A 20828-nucleotide genomic window follows, 5' to 3' on the forward strand; every position below is an offset into this window, starting at 1 on the left:
TTGCTCAGAAGCACGCCTCGGCGTAGTAGCACGGTTGCCAGTACCACGGGTCAGGCGGGGGCGGCGGGTCGACGAAGAAGATGCGGAAGTGCGCCTGGTTCTGGATGAACTGCCCCGAGTTGCCGGTGAGGTAGTTCGCGCGGACCGTCCAGACCTCCCCTGCGACGGTGTGCCTGGCGAGGCTGACTGTCGTCTCGTTCGCGACACAGTTGCTTCCGGCAACTCGGCCGTTGAAGACGAACGACCCGCTGACGTTGCTCTCGACCCTCCACGCCGGCGACGTGTACGACCGCAGACCGTTGCCGCCGACCTGCAACGACGTCAGGTCCCCGGCGAACATCTGGTAGTCGTCGGTGCCACCGTCCACCGGCTGGTTCTCGAACCGGTAGCTGGACGGGTACACCGACGTCAGGTAGACGTGGGCGTTGGTCCGGCACGCCGCCGCCTGGGCAGGCCCGGCAGTAACGACCGATACCACCGCCAACGGGACCAACACGGCCGCCACGGCGGCGACCCGTTTCACCACCCGCCGCCAGCGGCCGGCTGTACGCGTGTCTTGCATGACTGTTCCCTTCCTGGAGCTGCGGATCGGTCGACCGGTCGATCGAATGAATCGCCCAACCTTCGAAACCACCCACCCCACGGATGGCCAACAATCCCCACCACCACCCCCAAAGCCCCCGGGGCGACCACCACCCACGGACCCGGCGAGGTGTTCACGTCAAAGGACAGACCTGCGTCTGCAGGTCGGCGTGCGGTTTCGTGTTGTTGTAGGGCGGGCATCACTCGAACCCGCGACCCAGGGACTAGGAGCCCGACGGCCTTTGCCGCAGCGGCCTACCTCAGGCTCCGGGAGTTCGTTTCTCGAACCGATCTGACCCCTCTGCCACCACTGTTTGACTCACTCGGCCCCACACAGAAGTCACGCAGTCTGCCTTGCCCGCTCCTCACCGGTGCCCGGTGGTGAGGATGGCCACCGTGGGGAGACGAGCCGTGGCAGGATCGCGAGCGTGGCTCCGGATGAAATGACCGACGCGAGCGATCTACTTGCTGCCGCAGGCTGGTACCCGGGGCGGCGGGTGGACATCTCCGGCGAGCTGAGAGCGTTGAAACAGGCCGGACACCCGGACCTGCGCGCTGCCGCGGAGGTTCTCACCAGGTACGCGGATCTCGTTGTGGTCTCGGCCTCAGGCGACAGGAGCCTGTGGATCAGCGGTAGAAGAGCCGCAGCCGAGTCGGACGTTGCTTGGTGTATGGCCTACTCCGCTGAACTTGGCCTACGCCTGGTGCCGGTCGGTGGCTACTCGCACATGACCATCCTGGTCGATGAATCCGGACGGTTCTGGGGTGGGCTCGACGATGAGTACGGACGGCTCGGTGACACCGTCGAGGACATGATCCAAGGAGTGCTCATCGCCACGCCGCCAGTGCAGTTCGACCGCCGCCTCGGGACTTGATCGATGCGCTCACATGCGGCAAGACACAACGGCCTGCATACCGCTCACCGGCAAGCTGTTCCAAGGTGCGGCAGTGCTCGCCAGTTACGCCGGCTCGAATGTGACGTCGACGGTTAGGTCATCGAACGTCGGCCCGCCTGGGCCCGCGCTCGCGTGAAGGGTGACCGCCGTGTCGCTCGTTGGTTCAACGAGGAGACCGGCGTTCGATACCCAAGCCATCGTCGAGCCCCAGTAGTCGTGCTTCCAGATGTTCCAGATCCGAACGGAGAGCGATTCACGGCCGCGTAGCGGTTTGGCGTCGATCTCCACGCGGTCGGGGGCCGTGGCCGTCCAGAGTGCAAACTGCTTGGACTTTTCGCCGTTGATCGTGAGCCAGCCACCATCCGCGCTGATGCCGATGCCCTGCTCGAGGTCTCCGGCAGCCCGCATTCGTACCTTCAAGACGCCGGCAGGCAACGGCGCCATCACGTGGGACAGGTGTACGAGCCGGCCGTCCACTTCGATCGGCTCACCACGCGACTCCACAAACCGGCTGCCCAGATCGCTCACGCAGGAAGCATCCCACGATGGCGATGCTGTCGCCCCGGGTCGGCCGTCGGGATGCATGGATGAAGCGAGATCTTCAGCCGCCGGGCGGGAGATGTAGATCACAGGGGGTCCGACTCACAAATTGCCAGGCTGTTTCGTCTACTGAGCGTCAGACGAGCTGAGCATCGATTTCCCGTCAATGATCTTCATGAGAATTCTCGTGCTCTCAACGCTTACAAGGAAGGTCAACAAGTGAGACGAAACAAGGTTGCACTGGCGCTCGCGGCAATCGCCTTGACGCCGGCGCTCCTGGTAACCACCCCTGCGTCTGCCGCCGACCCGGTCGGTGCACCCACCGCTTGCCAGGCGCCCACGGACACGTTCGTTGTGACCACGCCGGTGGACGAGATGTCCGACGACGATGTGCGGGTCACGATCCTGCGCATCATCGGCGACCCGAGCACGGGCAGTGCGGTCGAGGCCGCCGCGCAGAAGGCCATGGACGGCACCATCGAGGACCAGCGCAACTTCCTGACGACCGACCGCTGGACGGCCCAGGCCGAGGACGACAAGGTTGCCGTCGCTACCACTCTCCACTTTGCGATCGTGTACAACGACCGCGGCGTCAACAGGGCGGCGCAGCAGGCCCTCAACGACGGCACACCGACGGTCGTGCGCGCCTTCCTGGAGACCGGCTGCCGCCTCGCCCAGTTCGAGGACGACAGGGTCGCCATCTTCCGAATCCTCGCCAATCCGACCACCAGCGCGGCGGTCCGTGCGGCGGCGGAGCAGGCCCTCGACGAGGGTACGCCGGAAGCGGCCCGGTACTTCCTAGAGCACGGCCAGTTCGAGGTCTAGCCGTACTCGGTCATGATGTCGGTGGCAGCGGTTTGACGTGACGAGAACCTCCGGTTGAAGTGTGGCTTGTCGAAGGCCCACTGCAACAACCGGAGGTTCTCTGGGACACGGCAGTGCGCGGCCGACCATGAATGGTCACTCCATACCGTCTAGAGGTCGAGCCGGACCCCGAGCGACTGGAGCCAGACATTGAGGTCCAGAGCCATCTCGAGCGCGTAGCGGCTCACCGTCGAGGTGGTCTCGCCCGCCGACGTCGTCGCGGCCTGCTCGGCGGCGGTGCGGTCGAGCAGGGAGAGAATGGGCGTGTCGCGATCGCTGAGGAGTGCACGCAGCTCATCACGCAGTGCCTGATCGTAGGCCGGGTCCTGGGTGGCCGGATAAGGACTCTTGACGCGTTGCAGGATCGATTCCGGCACCACGTCTCTGACCGCCGCGCGCAGCAGGCTCTTCTCGCGTCCGTCGAAGGTCTTCATGGCCCAGGGCGTGTTGAACACGTACTCAACCAATCGGTGATCGCAGAACGGCACCCGTACCTCCAGCCCCACCGCCATGCTCATCCGGTCCTTGCGGTCGAGGAGCGCCGGCAGAAAGCGAGTCAGATGCAGGTAGCTGACCTCGCGCATCCGCCGCTCCAGGTCGTCTTGCCCTGAGAGGTGGGGGACCTCGGCCAGGGCAGTGCGGTAGCTGTCGGCGGTGTACGCCGGCAGGTCGAGCGACTCGCGCAGATCGCGGTCGAGCAGGTCCGCGGGAGTGTGCTCGCGCATCAGCAGCGCGAGCCATGGGAATGTGTCGGCGTGGACGGCGGCGGGCGGGTGGAACCAGGCGTAACCGCCGAACACCTCGTCGGCGGACTCGCCGGACAGCGCAACAGTGGAGTGTTCGCGGACCGCGCGGAACAGCATGTACAGCGACGTGTTCATGTCGCCGATGAACTGCGGCAGGTCCCACGCGCGCACGACCGTCGAACGCACCTGCGGGTCGGCCAGTTCGCCGGTGTCCAGCAGGATGTCGCGGTGATCCGGGGCGGCGTGGCGAACCAAGTCCTGTACGAACGGTGCGTCGGCGTCGACGCACAGTTCGTCGGGCCGGAAGTTCTCGGCGTACCCGGCGAAGTCCACCGCGAACGAGCGGATCGGCCCGCGCTTGGCTGCCAGCGCGGTGATGGTGCTGGAGTCGAGCCCGCCCGACAGCAGGCTGCACAGCGGTACGTCGGAGACCAGTTGCCGGCCCACGCAGTCGTCAAGGAGGTCCCGGATAGTGCGGACAGTGGTTTCCAGGTCGTCGGTGTGCTCGCGCGGGCAGCGCCCAGTATCGGCGTTTGGTCAGACCTTCCGGGCGCACCCGCAGCAGGTGACCGGGGCGCAGCTCGTACATGCCCTTGAACACCGCCTGCTCTGGGGTCTTGACCATGGTGAGCAGCTCACGCAGGCCGTCGGCGTCGACTGCGCGATCGGCCAGCGGGTTCGCCAGGATCGCCTTGGGTTCTGATCCGAACAGCACACCGCCGGGTAGTGGGTAGTAGTACAGCGGCTTGACCCCCAGCCGGTCGCGGACCAGGAGCAGCTCCTGCCGCCGGATGTCCCACAGCGCGAAGGCGTACATTCCGTTCAGTCGGTGTACGACGTCCTCGCCCCATTCGACGTACGCGCGCAGTATGACCTCGGTGTCGCTCCGGGTGCGGAAACGCTGCCCCTTCGATTCGAGCTCGGCGCGGAGCTCTCCGAAGTTGTAGATCTCGCCGCTATAGCTGATGACCGCGGCGTCGTTGGCGGCCATGGGCTGCCTGCCACCCTCGACATCGATGACCGCGAGCCTCCGATGGCCCAGCGCGACGTGGGGCGCTAGCCACAACCCCCCATCGCCGGGGCCGCGACAGCCCATCGTCTCGGCCATCGCGTCCGCCACGGCGCGTTCCCGCGTGAGATCGCGTTCGAAGTCCACCCATCCGGCGATGCCACACATGACTCTCCCTGTCCGCACGTCTTCGGTTCGCTCGTCTCCCGTCGTTTGCGGCCACGCTAGTAATTGGCCACTGGGTGGGTCATTGGCCGCCGATGCCCACTCCTTGACGATCCCCGCACACCCTTCTTCTGGGTCGCACCGCGCGCGGCCGGGTGGTAACAAGGGGGCATGACGACCGTGTGGCGGGCCGACGACCAGCCTCCGGCTGCCCGAATGGAATACATCAGCCATGCGGTCTCCAACTCGCTCGTCCCGTTCGAGCTGCGTCCCAAGGATCTGACTGGTTTCCGGTGCGAGATCCGCACTGCCGACATCGGCGCGCTCCGGTTCGTCGACATCAGCGCACCGGACAGCGAGGCGGTGCGTGGTGCCCGGCTGATCCGCCGGTCGGATCCGGAGCTCTGCACCGTCCACGTGCAGCTGCGTGGGCATCCGGTGGTCGAGCAGGGCGATCGTCAGGCGGTCGTGCACCCGGGCGACCTCGCCTTCGTGGACCTGTCGCGTCCCACCCGGGTCGCCGGATCGGCCCACCGGCAGGTTTCGGTGATGTTCCCCCGAGCGTTGCTGCCGTTGTCCCGTGGTGACACCAGGGACCTGGTCGGCGTCCGCCTGCCAGGCCGCCGGGGCTGCTCAGCGCTGGTCGCCGGCCTGGTCCGCCAGATGGCCGACAACCTCGACGAGTACGCCGGCGCCGCTCGGATCGGTGCCGCCGTACTCGATCTGACCACGGCCACGCTGGCGGCGTGGACGGGTCGGGATGCCCTGGCACCGGCGCAACAGCGGCACGTCCTCCTGCTGCGCATCGAGGCGTTCATCGAGCAGCACCTCGGGGACCCGAACCTGACGCCTGGCATGGTCGCGGCCGCCCATCACATTTCGCCGCGGTACCTGTACCGGCTGTTCGAGCCGCGGGCAACCTCGGTGGCCGGTCTCATCCGAGCCCGGCGACTGGAGCGCTGTCGCCGCGACCTGATCGACCCCGCGAACGCCTGGGTCCCGGCCAGCGCGATCGGATCCCGCTGGGGCTTTCCCGACCCGGCCCGGTTCAGCCGGGTGTTCCGCGTGGAGTACGGCGTCCCGCCCGGCGAGTACCGTCGCTTGAGCCTCCCTACAGATTGACCGTGCCGCAAGTCGGACGCGTGGGCATGAGGAAGACATGCCGGCGCACACACCGCGTCTTCACGTGCTCGACCGGACCGGACGTCGACCAAAGGATGGACCGGTCAATGACCTCGGCAAGCGCGGCACAGTCCGGATGAGGACACGGCACCAGGCGCAACCTTGCTGGTGTCATCCGAATTGGGCAGTCAGCGCTTGTGGCCGATGATCAGGTGCTTGTCGCCGCTGGAGCGATGTACTGCGCAGTCGCTGAAACCGGCGTGCTGAAGCATGGAGAGGTACTCGTGTGCGGTGCGGTGGCGGCCCTGGGTCTCGACGTGCATGGTGAGATTCATGACCGAGGTGGCCAGCGGGCCGTTGCGTGTGTCGTCGAACAGCCGCTCCATGATCAGCACGCGGCCGGATGCCTGGCAGGCACGGTAGGCGTTGGTCAGCAGCTGAGCGCAGCTGGCATCGGTCCAGTCTGAGAGCACGTAGCCGAAGGCAATCGCCTCGCCGCTGGGGAGTTCGTCCGCGAAGAAGTCACCAGGTACGAAGTCGAGCCGGTCGGCCAGATCGTAGGTGGCGCGGGTCTGTTGCACGAAGTCGCCTACCTGGGGCAGGTCGAAGACGGTCGCCCGCAAATCGGGGTAGTGCTGCAACGCGGCGACGGAGAACGGACCGCTCGCGCCGCCAACGTCGACCACTGTGCCCACGTGGTCGAGATCGGCCAGGACCGCGAGTTCCTTGGAGGGTGCGTACGACAGGCTCCACATCGCGGTCATGAACTCCGCCAGCGCGTGGGGATTGCGGTAGAACGTCTCGAAGGGCGACGGGAGGTTCTTGTCGACGTCGGCTTTGCCGTGCTCGAGATAGGCGCTGAGCCGTGTGATCTGGTCGGATGTCTCGTTGATCAGGTGGTCGACGAAACCGCCGATGTAGTGTTCGTCGGCGGGGTCGAGGTAGGGGCGCATGTTCGTCTTGAGTCCGTACCGGCCTTCTCCTGTGCGGTCAAGGATCCCGAACGCTGTCAACGCCAGCAGCATCCGTTCGAGTGTTTCTGCGTCTACCTTGAGCGCGAAGGCCGCCTGCGCGGCTCGTGATGGCCCCTTGTCGATCAGGTAGGAGAACATCCCGTATTTGTCGGCAAGGTTCAGGATCGGTGTCGACACGACACCGAACATGGCGCTTTCCAGGGCGCTAGGGATCATGACAATCTCCTCCTCAGCACGGCCCCGGGCATCTCACCCGCGGGCTCCCCGGCGCGGTCGTGGCTGGTGACCGGTACTGGCAGTGCACTGGCTGACTCCCTACGATCGCCGGTGGGACCAGCCACGCTAGGCAAGACCCCAACAGGTGTCATTGGCGCGGAGCGCATGATTCTTGGTGATCCCTGCCAGCGCAGCTCGACACCGTCACGCCCCACCGTCGTGGCGCAGGTAGCGCCAGACCATCCGGACGGTTCTCCTCGTGACGCTTTGACTTGGGGATCGAGCTGTCGTGCGCCTTCGTGCGAACCGCAGGTCAGAGTGCAGAACGCACTCTGACCTGCGGTTGTGCGTGGTCCGCTTGGTCACGTCTTGTAGGCAGTGCCTTGCCTATGCCTCTACCGGGGAGAATGCGCTCGGATGAGGTCGTAGTTGTTCGTTGCCTTCTGCAACCGACGCTCGGCCTCGGTGCGCAGGTGCGGTGGCGCTGGCTCAAAGCCCTTCGACACCCTGAAGTCCATCTCGCTGAGCGCGCTCTTGGCCCGTGTCAGCTCCAGCCAGGTGACCCACCGGCGACCGAGATTGTGGAGCAGGCGGCTCATCGGTGGGTCTCCCGCTCGGGCACGGCGGGTCGGTCGCTTGCCGAGCGCCCTTCGCTCCGCCGGGAGCGATCCGTCCGTGGTGCTGGTGCCCATCAGACGCTGATTTTGAACTTCGCCGACGTCACCAACTCGGCCAGTTGGCGGGTGGTGAACACCGGTTGCGTCAGCGGCGATCGCCCCGGGTCGTCGCTCTTCTTGGCCTGCGCGAAATACACGACGCTGCCGTCGTCATGCCGGTAGGCAGCCCACTGGTCGTAGCTGCCGCGCCCATTGGTGGTCACCACGCCGACCTTCTTGCCGCCGACGTCCACGATGGTGCAGGTACCGGTCCCACTCCGGAACTGTCGCGCCAGCTTGCACGGATCTGTCGCCGGCTTCCCGTCCGGCGTGGTCGACTGCACCAGCAACTGGCCGACGCGGTCGTCCTTTTGCACCGGGATGTCGGCCTTGTACTCCCAGTAGTCCTGCTCCCCGTCATCGGACGCATACTGGGTCTGCGACGATCTCATCGGGCGACCGTCCGGGTACTTCAGGTTCGGCGTGCTGAACCCCGGCGGTACTGACGAGCTCAGATCGTGCATCAGCGTCACGGACCGAGCGGCGCGGGGGCCTGCGGTCGCCGTACGGTCCGCCTGGCCCTCCGGCCACGGGTCACCAGTCTTCCGCGTCGTCGGTGTCATGGTGGAGACCGGCTTCGGCGTAGGCAGTGGCTGCGTCGTACTCGTGCCGCCCGCCACCATCTGGCCCGCCGACCGGTTACCGGTGTAGCTCGATACCAGTGCGGGACCGGCCCCGACGCCGACCACCAGCGGTACGACGGCAACCCCGGCCCAAGCCGCCCTGCGCCGCTTGCGCGCCCGGCGGGCCTGGTCGAGAGCGCGCGCAGGATCCATCGACGGCGGTGGACTACTGCGCACGATCACGTCATGGAGTGCCTCGTTGAGATCGTCTTCGTTCATCGAACCCTCTCTTCTTCAAGCAGACCGCGTAGTGTCGCCAGCCCGCGCGCGGCCTGGCTCTTGACAGTTCCGGCCGAGCAGTCGAGCAGTGCGGCCGTCTGCTCGACGGACTGGTCCTCCCAGTACCGCAGTACCAGCACGGCGCGTTGCCTCGGCGGCACCTTCGCGAGTGCCTCCAGCAACACGAGCCGTTCGTCGGCGAGGCCGGCCGACGGTGCCGCCCGATCGATCGGTTGGGATCCGACCGACTCGTGCCGGAACCACCCCCGGCGCCGCTCAGACAGGAATGTTCGTATGAGTGTCTGTCTTGTGTAGTTGTCCATTGCCTCGTGCCGCTGGATCCGGCGCCACGCCAGGTAGAGCTTCGTGAACGTCTGCTGGACCAGGTCTTCCGCGCGATGCCAGTCGCCACACAGCAGGTATGCCGTGCCGCGCATGGCGTCGGAACGGGCCGCGAAGTATGCCTCGAACGCGGCGTCCCGATCACTCATCTGTTCTCCCATCCTCGGTACCGGGTTAGACACGCCTACGGGGCCGAAGTTGGTTGCATTAGGTCACGCGCTTGTTTACCCGCCGAAACCGCCCAACCACGTGGAGCCCGGTCTCGTTCGCCTGACGCTCGCGCGGCCAACGCGGGCTGAGTCGTGCCGAGTTCGGCTGCTCGTCACCCAGCAGGGGTGATGCCGCGCCGCCCCTGTCGGCTTCAGGGTAGGAGCGTGGTCCAGGGAACGATGTTGGCCCCCACGGTCCCCAGTCCTCCGGGCACGCCGCGTGCCCGTCGCTCTTGTTGGTCCAGGAACTCCACGACCCGTTCGATCTGGTTCGGCACTTCTCGACGGCGTGGGCGGAAGGGGAGCTATGGCTGTGACGATCGGGGGCGGCAGATCGGCGAACCCTGCCACGCGGGCGTTCCGGAGAGATTCGAAGCGGGCCGGGACGCACGGGCAGTTGAGCCGTGCGGACCGGGTCGCCCTGGGGAAGGACGCCCGCAGGGCCACTCCGCGGGAGTCGCACGCGGAGTTCCAGCCTGACGGGCAGCGGGATCCGGTCGGGCTGTTGCTGGAGCAGTCGAAGTCGCGGGTGCCGGAGCTGGTGCCGATCCGGCACGGGCGGATGCTGCTGTCGGCGTTCTCGTTCTACCGCGGGGCTGCTTTGCCGATGGCGGCTGACCTGGCCACGACGCCGACGTCGGGGCTGCAGGTGCAGTTGTGCGGAGATGCACATCTGTCCAATTTCGGCGCGTACGCCTCCCCGGAGCGGGAGTTGGTCTTCGACGTCAACGACTTCGACGAGACGCTTCCCGGCCCGTTCGAATGGGACGTCAAACGGCTCGCGGCGAGCCTGGCAGTGGCGGGACGGGACAACGGGTTCCGAGGCAAGCACCGCCGCAAGATCGTCCTCGCGGCGGCGAAGGCGTACCGAAAGGCGATGCGCGGGTTCGCGGAGCAGACGTTCCTGGAGGTGTGGTACGCACACCTGGACATCGAAGAGGCCATCTGGCAATTCCGGTCCCAGCTGAAGGCCAAACGGTTCAAGGCCACGGAGGAGATGCTGGCCAAGGCCCACACCCGCGACAGCACCCAGGCGCTGCGCAAGTTGACCAGGGTGGTCGAGGGCCGTCGGCGAATCATCAGTGACCCCCCGATGGTCGTTCCCATCGAGGAAGTCTTCCCCGACGTACAGGCCAGTGCGGTGTATGAGCAGATCCGCGCGGTACTGGGCAAGTACCGGCGCACGCTGCAGTCGGACCGGCGGCACATGCTCGAACAGTTCACGCTGGTCCAGGCGGCTCGCAAGGTCGTCGGCGTGGGCAGCGTCGGCACTCGCGCCTGGATCGTGCTGATGGACAGCGGGGACGGAGTCGAACCGGTGTTCCTCCAGGCCAAGGAGGCACAGCCATCGGTTCTGGCGGAGTACTGCGGGCGCAGCAAGTACGCCAACCAGGGCGAGCGTGTGGTCGCCGGACAGCACCTGATGCAGGCAGAAAGCGACATCTTCCTCGGCTGGACCCACATGCCGGGTCCGGACGGAGTGGACCGCGACTATTACGTCCGCCAACTCAAGGACTGGAAGTTCTCCGTCCCGATCGAGCAGAGTGCCCCCTCGGGCATGGTCGTCTACGCGCGTGTCTGCGGCCGGACTCTGGCCCGCGCTCATGCTCGCTCCGGCGACCGCGTCGCCCTGGCCGCCTACCTCGGCGGATCGAACGCCTTCGACCACGCAATCGCCGAGTTCGCGGAAACCTACGCCGACCAGAACGAACGCGACTACACCGCGTTCCAGAGCGCCGTCGAAGACGGTCGAGCCCAAGCGACCACCGACATCTGACAACCGAACCCCGGGCGATCCAGCCCGGGCGGCCGAGAAGGAAAGGGTTGCGCGCCATGGCAGAACCCGCGATCGATCCCGATGCCGAGCACAGAGCGTTACTCGGGCGCCGGTACCTGATCCGATTCGAGGAAGACACGCTGCGGCAACGGCCGTTGTGGATCCGGCTGATCATCGAGTTCCTGGGCACCTTCGTCCTGGTGACGGTGGCGGCCGGATCAGGGGTGATCAACCAGTACGTGGGCAACGAACCGATCAGCAGGACCGCGGCGGTGATCGCGCCCGGGGCGGTGGTCATGGCCATGATCTACGCCTGGGGCCCGCTGTCGGGACTCCACATCAACCCCGCGGTGACGTTCGCCTTTGCCGCCCGGGGAGTGTTTCCCACCAAATGGGTGGTGCCGTACTGGGTGGTCCAGATGGCCGGCGCCATCTGTGCCGCGCTGTTCCTGCAGTTGATGTTCGTCAACGCCAAGGCCGGCGGGAACTACCCAATCAACACTCCCGGCGGGGAGTGGAAGTCGCTGGTGATGGAAACGGTCCTGACCGCGATCTTGGCCAGCATCATCCTCAACACCGCGACCGGGGGCCGCAGCATCGGCCACAACGCGGCGATCGCGGTCGGCTCGACGGTCGCCCTGCTCGGCTTGTTCGCCAGCCCGATCAGCGGCGCGTCGATGAACCCGGCGCGCACTCTCGGGCCGGACATCGTCGGCAACGACTACACGGGCTGGTGGGTCTATGTCGCAGGTCCCTTGATCGGGGCCGCCATCGCTGTGGCGATCATCGGAACGGTGCGCGGACTGCCCGACAAGGACGAGCGTGAGGCCGCTGAGGGCGGCGCTCTGCCGATGACCGAGACCGCGGAGTAGGCAGCCCCACAGCATTTGGCATCCGGCCAGCGTCTGGAGCGTGTGTCGATGACGGCTGAACCGCCTGAGGGCCGGCCCAGCGAGGCAGAGCGCAGCCTGGAGGTGCGCTGGATCTTCCCGGGCCGGCTGGAGACCGCTGTGACCGAATGGTTCGGGCGGTTCCCGATCGAGACGGAGTCACGCGAGGACAGCTACCTGCTGGATCCGCGGATAGTCGGGCTTTCGGTGAAGGTCCGCGGCGGCATGGCACTGGAGGTCAAGAGGTACGACGGGAGCCCGGGAATCCTGGAGGTGGCCGACCGCGCCCGCGGACACCTGGAGTCCTGGCAGAAGTGGTCCTTTCCGTTCAGCCCGCCCGCCCAGTACAGCGGCCGCCAGAACGGCTGGCGGCCGGTGGGCAAGAAGCGACGCATCAGCCGTTTCTCACTGGCCGGAGGACAGATCGTCGCGCGCGCCGCGCTACCGGACCACGAGCCGCAGTGCGACGTGGAACTCACCGAGGTCCACACCGTCGGCGAGGACTGGTGGACCCTGGGGTTCGAGGCCAGCGGTCCCGCCGATCTGCTCGCGAGCACACTCGAGGCCACCGCCCGGCTCGTGTTCAGCCACCCCTTGCCCGGCGATGCGGACCCCGATCTCGACAATTCCAAGTCCTACCAGCGCTGGCTGTCCCCGCACCGTTAGTCAGGATGGTCCTGCCTTCTTCAGCCGTGCGGACTCCGAGCTCAGTTGCTCTTGGGGTCAGGCCAGCCAGGAGGCATAGAAGATCCCGAGCCCGGTCGCGACGAAGATCCCGGCGACGATCCAGAAGCGGATCACTACGGTGACCTCGTCCCATCCCAGGTGTTCGAAGTGATGGTGAATGGGGGCGATTCGGAAGATGCGACGGCCCGTGCCCGTGAGTCGCTTGGTCAGTTTGAAGCTGATCATCTGCAGGAGCACGGACATGGTCTCGAGCACGAACAGTCCGGCGATGACGGCCATCAGGAGCTCGGTTCGCGACATGATTGCCAGCCCGGCCAAGGCGCCACCGATGGCGAGGGAGCCGACATCGCCCATGATGATGCGTGCGGGCTTGGCGTTCCACCAGAGGAAGCCGACACAGGCTGCAGCGATGGCGGCCGCGAAGACCGCGAGGTCGAGAGGGTCGCGCACCTGGTAGCACTGTGACACCACCACGGTGGGCCGCGCGGAGTCGCACAGCTGGTTGTTCTGCCAGACATTCACGATGGTGTACGCGCCGAAGATCAACGCCGAGGCGCCGGCGAGCAGCCCGTCGGCGCCGTCAGTGAGATTGGCGCCGTTGGAGGTCGCGGTGACGAGGAACCAGATCAGCAGCAGGACCACGATCAGGGGCAGCTTGATCCCCCAGTCATGAGTGGTGGAGATGTACTGCGACGCCGGCCGGACACCGCGCTCGTCGGCGAAGAACTGCGTGGACAGGATCCCGAAGACGAGCGCGATCAGCGTCTGACCCGCCATCTTGGCCCGACTACTCAGACCCTGGTTGTTCTGGGTGTAGACCTTGATGAAGTCGTCGAGGAACCCCACCACCCCGCAGCCGAGGAACAGCAACATCAGGAGCCAGGCGCTGGCACTCGGCCACCCGCCGGTCACGATCGTTGCCGTCAGATACGCCGCGGTGGCACTCAGTAGGATCACGAGTCCGCCCATGGTCGGCGTACCCCGCTTGACGTGATGTGTCCTCGGTCCGTCGAGCCTGATCGGCTGGCCGAAGCCGCGACGGGCGAACCATCCGATAGCGACTCGGGTCCCCAGCAGCGCGCAGACCGTCGCCAGCGTGCCGCTCAGGAGTATTGCCCGCATAACGTCCAGCCCCCTCGGCCATTCGGGTGGTCGATCCCTTCGAAGCAAGAGGGAGTCGTCCCGCCGATTCCGGCGTACGAGAATCGGCAAGTCGGCCAAACATAGCGAAGATTCAGGTCCCAGCGCGCCGCGACCTGGATCGAACCAGGCCGGTCGGCCTTCGTAGCGCACGACAATCGGAGGGCCGCGCTGACTCGTGCGACGCTGAGTGTCCTCCTCGTCATGGGCGAAGCTGCCCCCAGTCCGCCCCCCAACGCGTCCTCACGGTGAGCCCCTCCTCGGTCGCTCATTGTGCTGTTGGTCGGGGTAAGTAGCTGCCGGTGGTGGTCCGACGACGGTAGGCGCGCCGCCGTGTCCGGGATCGTCCGTCGGGGGTGAGGCGGTGCGTCTGGCCGGCGTACTAGAACGGGGCATGTCGCGGACCTGCGGCATGCCACCTATCGAGGAAGTCCCATGGGAAACAAGATCGTTGTGTTGGCAGTGTTCGCGAACGAGGCCGCGGCGGACTCCGCGGCGGAGACCCTCAAGGACTCCGGGCTCGCCAAGCATGATGCGGTCGGCGTCCTCGTCCTGGACGCGAAGGGCGAGGTCAAGACCGAGAAGGTCGGCAAACGCAGTACTGGCAAGGGGGCCGGCATCGGTCTGGCGCTGGCCCTGTTCACCCCGGTCGGCCTCGGTGTCGGACTGGTCGGCGGTGGACTTGTCGGTGCGCTGCACCACAAGGGCCTTGGCATGGACAAGGCCGACCGCGAACGTCTCGGATCCGCGCTCACCGATGGCAAGGCCGCTGTCGGGGTGCTGGCGCCGGTGAGTGAAGCGGACGCCGTATCGGCCAAGCTGACAGAGCTGGGCGGTACGACGGCGTCGCACACTGTGTCCGACGACGATCTCGAGGAGGCCAACGAAGCTGCCCCCGCTACCACGTCGTAGCCGCTGGCACTGACGCCGACGATCCAGCCGTCGTCCAAGGTGTTCTCTGCCAGCGGCGGCGATCGTCTACCCGGCGTCCCCAGAATCCGAGTCGGCGCCGGGCACCGTTCTCGCCTTCAACGGGGCAGCCGGGCTTCATCCCACAGCGTGCGGTAGGCGACCGACACCGGGGAGCCGCGGGCCGAGTGCGCGGGCACTCGACAAGCAGTCCGCCCGATGGCTGGCTCGGGTCACCGACGAGTCGCGCCTTGAGCGGATGGCCGGCTGGCGGGTGCGCATCGGGTAGCGTCTGGCCATGACGGATGGGCGCAGTATGGTGCAGTCGACGGATTGGTCCGCGCTGACCGAGCGGACCCTCGCGGAGGTCAAGGCCTGTGCGGCGATCTACCGGCCGACCAATTTCTGGGATGTCGGACTCGACAAGATCCTGCACGACATGGGCACGCTGGGGCTGGACCGGTTCAAGTCGTGGCCGACGTCGGGGGCGTGGTTCTATCCGCGGTATGGCAACGGTTTCAGCAACGCCTCGATCGGCGTGGCCTACGAGGCGGCGCTGCAGGCCAACCCGCGGGCGAACAAGAACTGGGTCACCTCGGCGCTGAACGGCGCCTTCGAGGCCCGCCGCGACTTCGACGTCGCCGGTGTGCGCTGGAACCAGGACCGCTGGCCGGCGAACCTGGACGACTTCGGCGAGAGCGCGGTCGGTACGCCGCCGCAGGCGTACGGGCTGAGCCTGACCGAGGGCGTGCGGTTCGGGCGGCCGTATCTGAACTACCTGATCGTGATGGCGGCGCTGTCGAACCACGTCGACACGCCGCCGAAGAGTTTCCTGGAGATCGGCGGCGGGTTCGGCGTCCTCGGCGAGATCGTGATGTCGCGCGACCCCGAGGCCAGGTACGTCGACGTCGACATCCCGCCGCTGGTCACGGTCGCGTCGTACTACCTGACCGAGTTGTTCGGCCGCGACCGGATGCAGGTCTACGACGACGCGATCGCCGACACCGGGCCGATCGAGGTGCACCGATCCGCGGTGATCCCGAGCTGGCGGCTCGAGGACGTCCACGGCGACTTCGACGTGTTCGTCAACTCGTTCTCGTTCCAGGAGATGGAACCCGAGGTGGTCGACAACTACATCGACCAGGTGTGCGCCAAGGGCGTGAAGTACGCCGTCTCGCTGAACTCCAAGCTGGGCACCGTCAAAGCCCAGAAGGCCGGCGAGTGGGGCTCGCTCCAACCGGTCACCTCGGCCGACATCCTCAACGGCTTCCAGAACCGCGGCTACACCCTGATCGGCCAGTACGGCGACCCACTAGTCCACGGCGGCCGCCAACTCAACATCCTGAAAAGAAACTAACGCAAGCGCCCCTCGGAGCGCGGGCAGGCCGCGGACTGGCTGACATCGGCCGCGGCCAGCCCAGCCATCCACGAACTCCGACGCGTAGAGCTGGCAGGCTTGCCCTCGGACACCGGCGGATCGGGTGGGAGGTGGCGTCGAGGGCAGCCTGCCGGAGCGGCTTTGGTGGTGTGTGTCGGTCAGCCGTTGATGTAGAACTCATTGTCGTAGTGGGAAGACCCCGGGAGCGGGCCAAGCCAGATGTCGATATAGATCCAGGCATCGTATGGGAGGTCGTGGGAGCCGCCATCCGACTCCTGGGCATGGACGCATGTTCCGTTCCCGCCCGAGGCGGTCAGGGTGTAGCGAATGTTGTACTGACCGGACGAACTATGGGTGGCGACGTTCATCCTGGGCGCCAATCCATCGGCTGCCGTGTCGCACAGATAGAACTTGTCGCCGTATTCCTCGATGCACACCGTGCCCCCGTTTGCGGAGTCTGCGGTGGTCCAGACGTGGTCCCAGATCCCGGCGCCCTTGCAGTAGGTGACTGCTGCCGCCGACGCCGCCGACGGGGCGGCAGACGCTGTGGGCGCGACAGCGAACACTGCGACACATGTCATCAGCGCGGTCGCGACCGCACCGAACTTTCTCGACAGTGACTTCATGTATGGAGGTTCCTAACACGATTGAGTGAGTTGTTAGCACTGAATCTAACAAGACAACCTGGGTCCTGGCGCCAGGTTTCTGCCAGGCGCAGAACCGTCGGCGGGCGCGGAACGTGTGCGGTCTCCGGCCGTTCACTCGCTCGGTTGGACGGGCACGAGCTCCTGGTTGTTCCGAGCCGTAGACCCGGGTCTACGGGCCGCCGTGAGTCTCCTCACGTCTGCGCGCCGTCTATGTGCCCATTCGTTCGGCGACTGTTCGTACCGAAAGGCCTGTTAGTGGTGTGACTGGACGTACAGGGTGACTGCTAGGACGTGTTTGCAGGGGCCGCGGTGGCCGTGGTACTTGGCCCACCACAGACAGGTGCAGGTGTAGGGATCGCCCTTGACCCAGTGGCGGTGGTTGCCGGAGGTGATCGACCAGCCGTTGGCGGATGGTGCGACCGCTCGGTCCTGCAGTAGTTGGCGGGCGTCCTTCAGTCGAGGGTTGTCACGCTCGATCCGTTTGCTGTTCCACGGCAACTCCCGGTGGAACCAGGTGCTCTCGTGGAGGTCGTAGCCCACCTTGCCGGACACGGCCAGGTAGCCGATGCCCGCGTCGACGTCCGCGAGGGGAAGGCGAGTCGTCGCCGCCAGCCGATCGCGATCGATGACCGGCTGCCAGGCGAGATGCTCGAGGAGCCGGGCCGCAGCGGACCCGGCCGAAGACGCCGTCAAGGTGGTCAGCAGGCCGCCTTCACCCGAGAAGCCTCGGTACGGTTCGGGGGAAAGCAGCAGCGTCAACCGCGCGCCCGGCAGTTCGAACACCCACGCGCTGGCGTGATCGTCGGAACCGAACACGCGCAGGCGGTGCGTGAAGCGGGCGACCCGCGCCGACGCTGCCAGCCGCGCTGCTCCGGCAAGATGCACGGACCCAGCCGATGGTCGGGTCGACTGCCGCAATCCGCCTGGCACTTGGAGCAGGTGGTACGACGGACCCGGCGAAGACTTGGGAAGTGAGGCGAGCCATCGGGCCGCCGCCGGTCCGGCGAGCTCGGCCCGCTGCGTCATCCGTGCAGCGAGCACAGGTGTCTCGGCGAAGCCCCTGATCCATCGGTCCGGGAGATCGACCTTCCGTTCGTGGTGGGTCTCGTCGAGCGTCGCGACCGAGAGGCCTTCGGTTCCGACGTCGAGGTGGACGAGCTCGGCGCCGCCGACTCCGGCGAGTGCGGTGCGCAGCGGCTGGTTGATGTCCACGTTGGTGGTCCCGTGCGCGACCTCGCCCGAGTCGATGCCGTCGGCAAGCAGATCGAGCCGGGCGTGGACTCCGTTGCAGAGTGAGAACGCCTCGAACCGCAGCCGGTCGCCCGAGGCGGTGACCACGGGATCGAGGTTGCTGAGGCGGTGGACGAGACCCGCGTCGAAGTACCGGCTGTTGGCCACGTCGGCGACCGCGAGGATGCCGGCCGCGGTCACGTCCGGCCGCGCCAGCATTCCGCTGAAGAACCGCGGCTGCTCGACGAGTCCACCGGGAGTCGCACCGAGTGCTGTCTCGAGTTCCAACAGCGCGCTGCGATCGGTACGCCGTACGAGCGTCGAATCAGTGCGATAACCGGCCTCGATCGTCACGCTCTGCCTTCTCCCTGTCCGGCTGCTGCCACAAAGGCGGCTGCCTCCGCCCGTGCCTTGCTACTACCCTTCGATGCCGCCAACTCCAGAACGGATTCGGGGATCTGTGGATCGGGAACCGCGCTGACATAGCGACGCAGTATGCCGAACAGTTCGGCCAGTCCAGCGGGCTTCCGCTCGAGCACCGACGCCTTGCCGAGCACGGTCATCGCGGTCGGCCAGAGTGGTTGCAGCCCACCGGCGAGAATCAGCTGTTCCCACGAGTGGCCAAGGCGACCGAGGCGCAGTACGCCGTCATAGAGGAGATGCAGACAGCACTCGGTGTACGCCGTGCTGTCCCACCGACCGCGGCCCATCAGCGCCAGCGCTGCTTCCACGGCGAGGAGCCGTCGATCCTCGTCGGCGTGGCACAGCGTGGCCGCGATGTCATGCTGGACAGCGAGGCCGGGGCCGGGCGCGTGCGCCATCATGGGCAACCAGCGAGGTGGGTGCCGCGCGGCTTGGTCGTACTGCGTCTGCGTCTTGGCGGCCAACAGCTCCGGCCAGGCCGGAACGATTCCGAAGCCGGTTTCGGCTCTGATCGCCCACTCGTGGTACTCGCGATGGGTACCGCTCGTGTGACCGGCGAGAAGCCCGGCCGGGATCCCTGGGATGAGGCTGATGTCGATCGGAAGCCGGACCGGTTCGACGGTCACGGTTGCTCCGTCATGTCGAGTCACGAGCTTCGGAAGTCCGCCGCCTTCGATCCACTGTCGCAGCCGGTCGACCGCATCTCCGGTGTGTTTCGCCGTACGCCACCTGGATCCCGGGGACCACAGGTCGACTGACAGTCCGTCGAGTTGGGTCGTGCGTTCGGGTGGAGTGGGTTCGAGGCGGAGTAGTGCGAGGAAGAGATCCGTCGGGCCTGCCGACGTACGGCCGTAGCCTTTGAGACGGTCTACGAGGGTGTCGAAGGAGAGTAGGCCGTTCCATTGTGTCGGGGTGCTCAGCAGGTAGGGGATCGTGCCGAGTCTGAGGGCTGTCTCGCTCGCGAAGATCTCGTGGACCGCGCCGGTCAAGGACAGGCTGGCGATCTCCCAGTCGGTCGGCGCGTGGACGCCGTTCGCGATCTTGTCGCACAGGGTCTTGTGGGTCTTCGCGGTCACGTCGGCCGCTGTGACCACTGCCCACAGAGCCGACGGCGGGCGCACTCCGTCGCCGAGGCTCTGGTTTGCGGACCAGGCCCAGTAGCGCACCTCTTGAAGCGATCTGGCAGACCAGCGGACGATCGCGTCCCAGAAGACCGCGCCGTCCGCGGCCGTGGTTGACCTGATAATCCGGGAGAGAGCAGCGGCCAGCCCAGGCTCATCCGGCTCGATCTGGGTGGCAGGCCCGGTGTCGTTGACAGGCGGGGGAGTGGTCCAGAGATCAGACAGCGGAGCCGGTGCGTCGGTTTCCTGGGCGACTCCGAGTGCGGTAAGCGCTTTGGTGGCTCGGTCTGCGAACGCCCGGTCGGGTACGTCGGCCGCGACCTTGAGCGCGATCGTCACCGCGTCGGCTCCCCACCGGTCGACCGCGTGCGGCCCGGTCAACGCCTTGAGCAGTACGGTCTTCTGGGCCTTCTCCGGACGCGCGAAGATCGTGGCCGCGAGGTCGGGGAGATCGTCGGCGTGGGCGGTTTCGACCGCTGCGGGCAACAGCACGGCGGTCACCGATCCGTGGCTGGTCGCCAGCAACCCCTGGACCAACGGCATGCGCTCGGCGAGGTCCGGACCGTTCAGGTCGAGTGCTGCCAGCAGCTTCGCGATGCCCTTCTGAGTGCTGGGAGTGTCCTGGCGAGTCAATGCGACAAAGGCGTCGGCCAGAATGCGGGACCGGTCGAGGCGTCCCTCGGCGACCAGTTCGGCGACGGCCGGACCGAGCTCCCACGACGGTACGGCGTGCCGCTCCAGAGTCCCGATCACACCGGGGCCGGCCAGCGCGGCTGACAGGGCTTCGGGCAGGACAGGGTCGGCGCGCAACTCCTCGACGAGTGACCCGGTGGGCAGCGGTTCCGGCGTACCGTTGTGACGCTCCTGCCGCCACAACGCCCACTTCAGCTCCGACGCTGCCATCGCGTGCAGTTCGGCCCAGGACTTGGCGAAGGCCGGGCCGGTCGGCAGCTCGGCCAGACCGGCCGCGATCAGCGGCCGCGCGAGCCGCGCGATCCACGCGGAAAGGAACCCGTCGCCCTTCGCCACCGTGGACGCGGTCTCGAGGAATGCCACACACCAGTCCCGGCCGCGACGGGAAGCGAGCTCCACCAGTAACTCGTCAGCAGGACCGGCACGCCAGTCTGACGCGAGCTTCGACAGCCACCTCGCCGCCTGCTCCGGCTTCGCCAGCGCGACCGCGAGGGCGCGCAGACAGGCAGCGAGATCGAACTCGGGATAGTGGACTTCCCCGGTCCAGTGAGCCCGACGCGACCGGTACCACGCTCGCGTTTCCTTGCCGGTTCGGCTGGTGGCCGGGGCGTGCAGATATGGCACCAGCTCACCCCAGGACCCGGTGAGCAGCAGCCGCTCCAGTTCGTCGTACACGGACACGCCGGTCACCCTAGCCGTCGGTTGCGACA

General features: G+C 66.8%; 20 protein-coding genes. 8 read left to right on the top strand and 12 right to left on the bottom strand.

Annotation, left to right across the window (positions count from 1 at the left end):
- Positions 1-4: 4 nt before the first annotated feature.
- Positions 5-562 carry a hypothetical protein gene (locus tag ACGFH6_RS32715; RefSeq protein ID WP_393391594.1) on the bottom strand — a complete coding sequence of 186 codons (558 nt, stop codon included), beginning with the start codon at positions 560-562 and terminating at the stop codon, positions 5-7.
- A 448-nt stretch (positions 563-1010) separates the two neighbouring features.
- On the opposite strand from ACGFH6_RS32715, the gene ACGFH6_RS32720 reads away from it, so the two are divergent.
- Positions 1011-1457, top strand: a complete 447-nt coding sequence (locus ACGFH6_RS32720) for an SUKH-3 domain-containing protein (RefSeq protein WP_393391596.1) — start codon at positions 1011-1013, stop codon at positions 1455-1457.
- An 84-nt stretch (positions 1458-1541) separates the two neighbouring features.
- Here ACGFH6_RS32720 and ACGFH6_RS32725 read toward each other — a convergent pair whose 3' ends face one another.
- Positions 1542-2006: a hypothetical protein gene (locus ACGFH6_RS32725; RefSeq protein WP_393391597.1), complete on the bottom strand. Its 465-nt coding sequence runs from the start codon at positions 2004-2006 to the stop codon at positions 1542-1544.
- Between the two features lie 231 nt (positions 2007-2237).
- On the opposite strand from ACGFH6_RS32725, the gene ACGFH6_RS32730 reads away from it, so the two are divergent.
- On the top strand, positions 2238-2843 hold the full coding sequence (locus ACGFH6_RS32730; RefSeq protein WP_393391598.1) for an ALF repeat-containing protein: 606 nt from the start codon (positions 2238-2240) through the stop codon (positions 2841-2843).
- A 149-nt stretch (positions 2844-2992) separates the two neighbouring features.
- Here ACGFH6_RS32730 and ACGFH6_RS32735 read toward each other — a convergent pair whose 3' ends face one another.
- Complete coding sequence (locus ACGFH6_RS32735) at positions 2993-4075, bottom strand: asparagine synthetase B family protein (protein ID WP_393391600.1); 1083 nt, start codon at positions 4073-4075, stop codon at positions 2993-2995.
- A gap of 7 nt (positions 4076-4082) precedes the next feature.
- Positions 4083-4805, bottom strand: a complete 723-nt coding sequence (locus tag ACGFH6_RS32740; RefSeq protein WP_393391602.1) for an asparagine synthetase B family protein — start codon at positions 4803-4805, stop codon at positions 4083-4085.
- Positions 4806-4973: 168 nt separating this feature from the next.
- Between ACGFH6_RS32740 and ACGFH6_RS32745 the strand changes: the two genes are divergently transcribed.
- Entirely contained in the window at positions 4974-5924 is a 951-nt protein-coding gene (locus ACGFH6_RS32745; RefSeq protein WP_393391604.1) for a helix-turn-helix domain-containing protein, read from the top strand.
- 188 nt (positions 5925-6112) lie between these two features.
- Here the strand turns inward: ACGFH6_RS32745 and ACGFH6_RS32750 are convergent, their stop codons facing one another.
- The 4 genes from ACGFH6_RS32750 to ACGFH6_RS32765 form a co-directional block, all read right to left on the bottom strand.
- The gene (locus ACGFH6_RS32750) at positions 6113-7114 is read right to left on the bottom strand and encodes a methyltransferase (RefSeq protein WP_393391606.1); all 1002 of its coding nucleotides are present in this window, start codon (positions 7112-7114) and stop codon (positions 6113-6115) included.
- Positions 7115-7509: 395 nt separating this feature from the next.
- Positions 7510-7713 carry a hypothetical protein gene (locus tag ACGFH6_RS32755; RefSeq protein WP_393391608.1) on the bottom strand — a complete coding sequence of 68 codons (204 nt, stop codon included), beginning with the start codon at positions 7711-7713 and terminating at the stop codon, positions 7510-7512.
- Between the two features lie 92 nt (positions 7714-7805).
- Complete coding sequence (locus tag ACGFH6_RS32760) at positions 7806-8672, bottom strand: hypothetical protein (protein ID WP_393391609.1); 867 nt, start codon at positions 8670-8672, stop codon at positions 7806-7808.
- The gene (locus tag ACGFH6_RS32765) at positions 8669-9163 is read right to left on the bottom strand and encodes a SigE family RNA polymerase sigma factor (RefSeq protein WP_393391611.1); all 495 of its coding nucleotides are present in this window, start codon (positions 9161-9163) and stop codon (positions 8669-8671) included. The genes ACGFH6_RS32760 and ACGFH6_RS32765 overlap by 4 nt, the downstream gene beginning before the upstream one ends.
- A 367-nt stretch (positions 9164-9530) precedes the next feature.
- Between ACGFH6_RS32765 and ACGFH6_RS32770 the strand changes: the two genes are divergently transcribed.
- Genes ACGFH6_RS32770 through ACGFH6_RS32780 form a run of 3 tightly spaced genes read left to right on the top strand, consistent with a single transcriptional unit; the run spans position 9531 to position 12556 of the window.
- Complete coding sequence (locus ACGFH6_RS32770; protein WP_393391613.1) at positions 9531-11000, top strand: DUF2252 domain-containing protein; 1470 nt, start codon at positions 9531-9533, stop codon at positions 10998-11000.
- 56 nt (positions 11001-11056) lie between these two features.
- Positions 11057-11872, top strand: a complete 816-nt coding sequence (locus ACGFH6_RS32775; RefSeq protein ID WP_393391614.1) for an MIP/aquaporin family protein — start codon at positions 11057-11059, stop codon at positions 11870-11872.
- 48 nt (positions 11873-11920) lie between these two features.
- Positions 11921-12556 (top strand): hypothetical protein, encoded by a 636-nt coding sequence (locus ACGFH6_RS32780; RefSeq protein WP_393391616.1) that lies wholly within the window; start codon positions 11921-11923, stop codon positions 12554-12556.
- Between the two features lie 57 nt (positions 12557-12613).
- Here ACGFH6_RS32780 and mraY read toward each other — a convergent pair whose 3' ends face one another.
- The gene (gene mraY / locus ACGFH6_RS32785) at positions 12614-13699 is read right to left on the bottom strand and encodes a phospho-N-acetylmuramoyl-pentapeptide-transferase (protein WP_393391617.1); all 1086 of its coding nucleotides are present in this window, start codon (positions 13697-13699) and stop codon (positions 12614-12616) included.
- A 453-nt stretch (positions 13700-14152) separates the two neighbouring features.
- On the opposite strand from mraY, the gene ACGFH6_RS32790 reads away from it, so the two are divergent.
- A complete protein-coding gene (locus ACGFH6_RS32790) occupies positions 14153-14629 on the top strand; it encodes a DUF1269 domain-containing protein (protein ID WP_393391618.1) in 477 nt (158 codons plus the stop codon).
- A gap of 295 nt (positions 14630-14924) precedes the next feature.
- Positions 14925-15983 carry a putative sugar O-methyltransferase gene (locus ACGFH6_RS32795; protein ID WP_393391620.1) on the top strand — a complete coding sequence of 353 codons (1059 nt, stop codon included), beginning with the start codon at positions 14925-14927 and terminating at the stop codon, positions 15981-15983.
- Positions 15984-16162: 179 nt separating this feature from the next.
- Here ACGFH6_RS32795 and ACGFH6_RS32800 read toward each other — a convergent pair whose 3' ends face one another.
- From ACGFH6_RS32800 to ACGFH6_RS32810, 3 genes are all read right to left on the bottom strand, one after another.
- Entirely contained in the window at positions 16163-16630 is a 468-nt protein-coding gene (locus ACGFH6_RS32800; RefSeq protein ID WP_393391622.1) for a hypothetical protein, read from the bottom strand.
- Between the two features lie 273 nt (positions 16631-16903).
- Positions 16904-18235, bottom strand: a complete 1332-nt coding sequence (locus ACGFH6_RS32805) for an SWIM zinc finger family protein (protein WP_393391624.1) — start codon at positions 18233-18235, stop codon at positions 16904-16906.
- Positions 18232-20799, bottom strand: coding sequence for a hypothetical protein (locus ACGFH6_RS32810; RefSeq protein WP_393391625.1), 2568 nt, complete (start codon positions 20797-20799; stop codon positions 18232-18234). The genes ACGFH6_RS32805 and ACGFH6_RS32810 overlap by 4 nt, the downstream gene beginning before the upstream one ends.
- Between the last annotated feature and the right edge of the window lie 29 nt (positions 20800-20828).

The sequence above is a fragment of the Kribbella sp. NPDC049227 genome (assembly GCF_043197265.1).
Taxonomy (GTDB): Bacteria; Actinomycetota; Actinomycetes; order Propionibacteriales; family Kribbellaceae; genus Kribbella.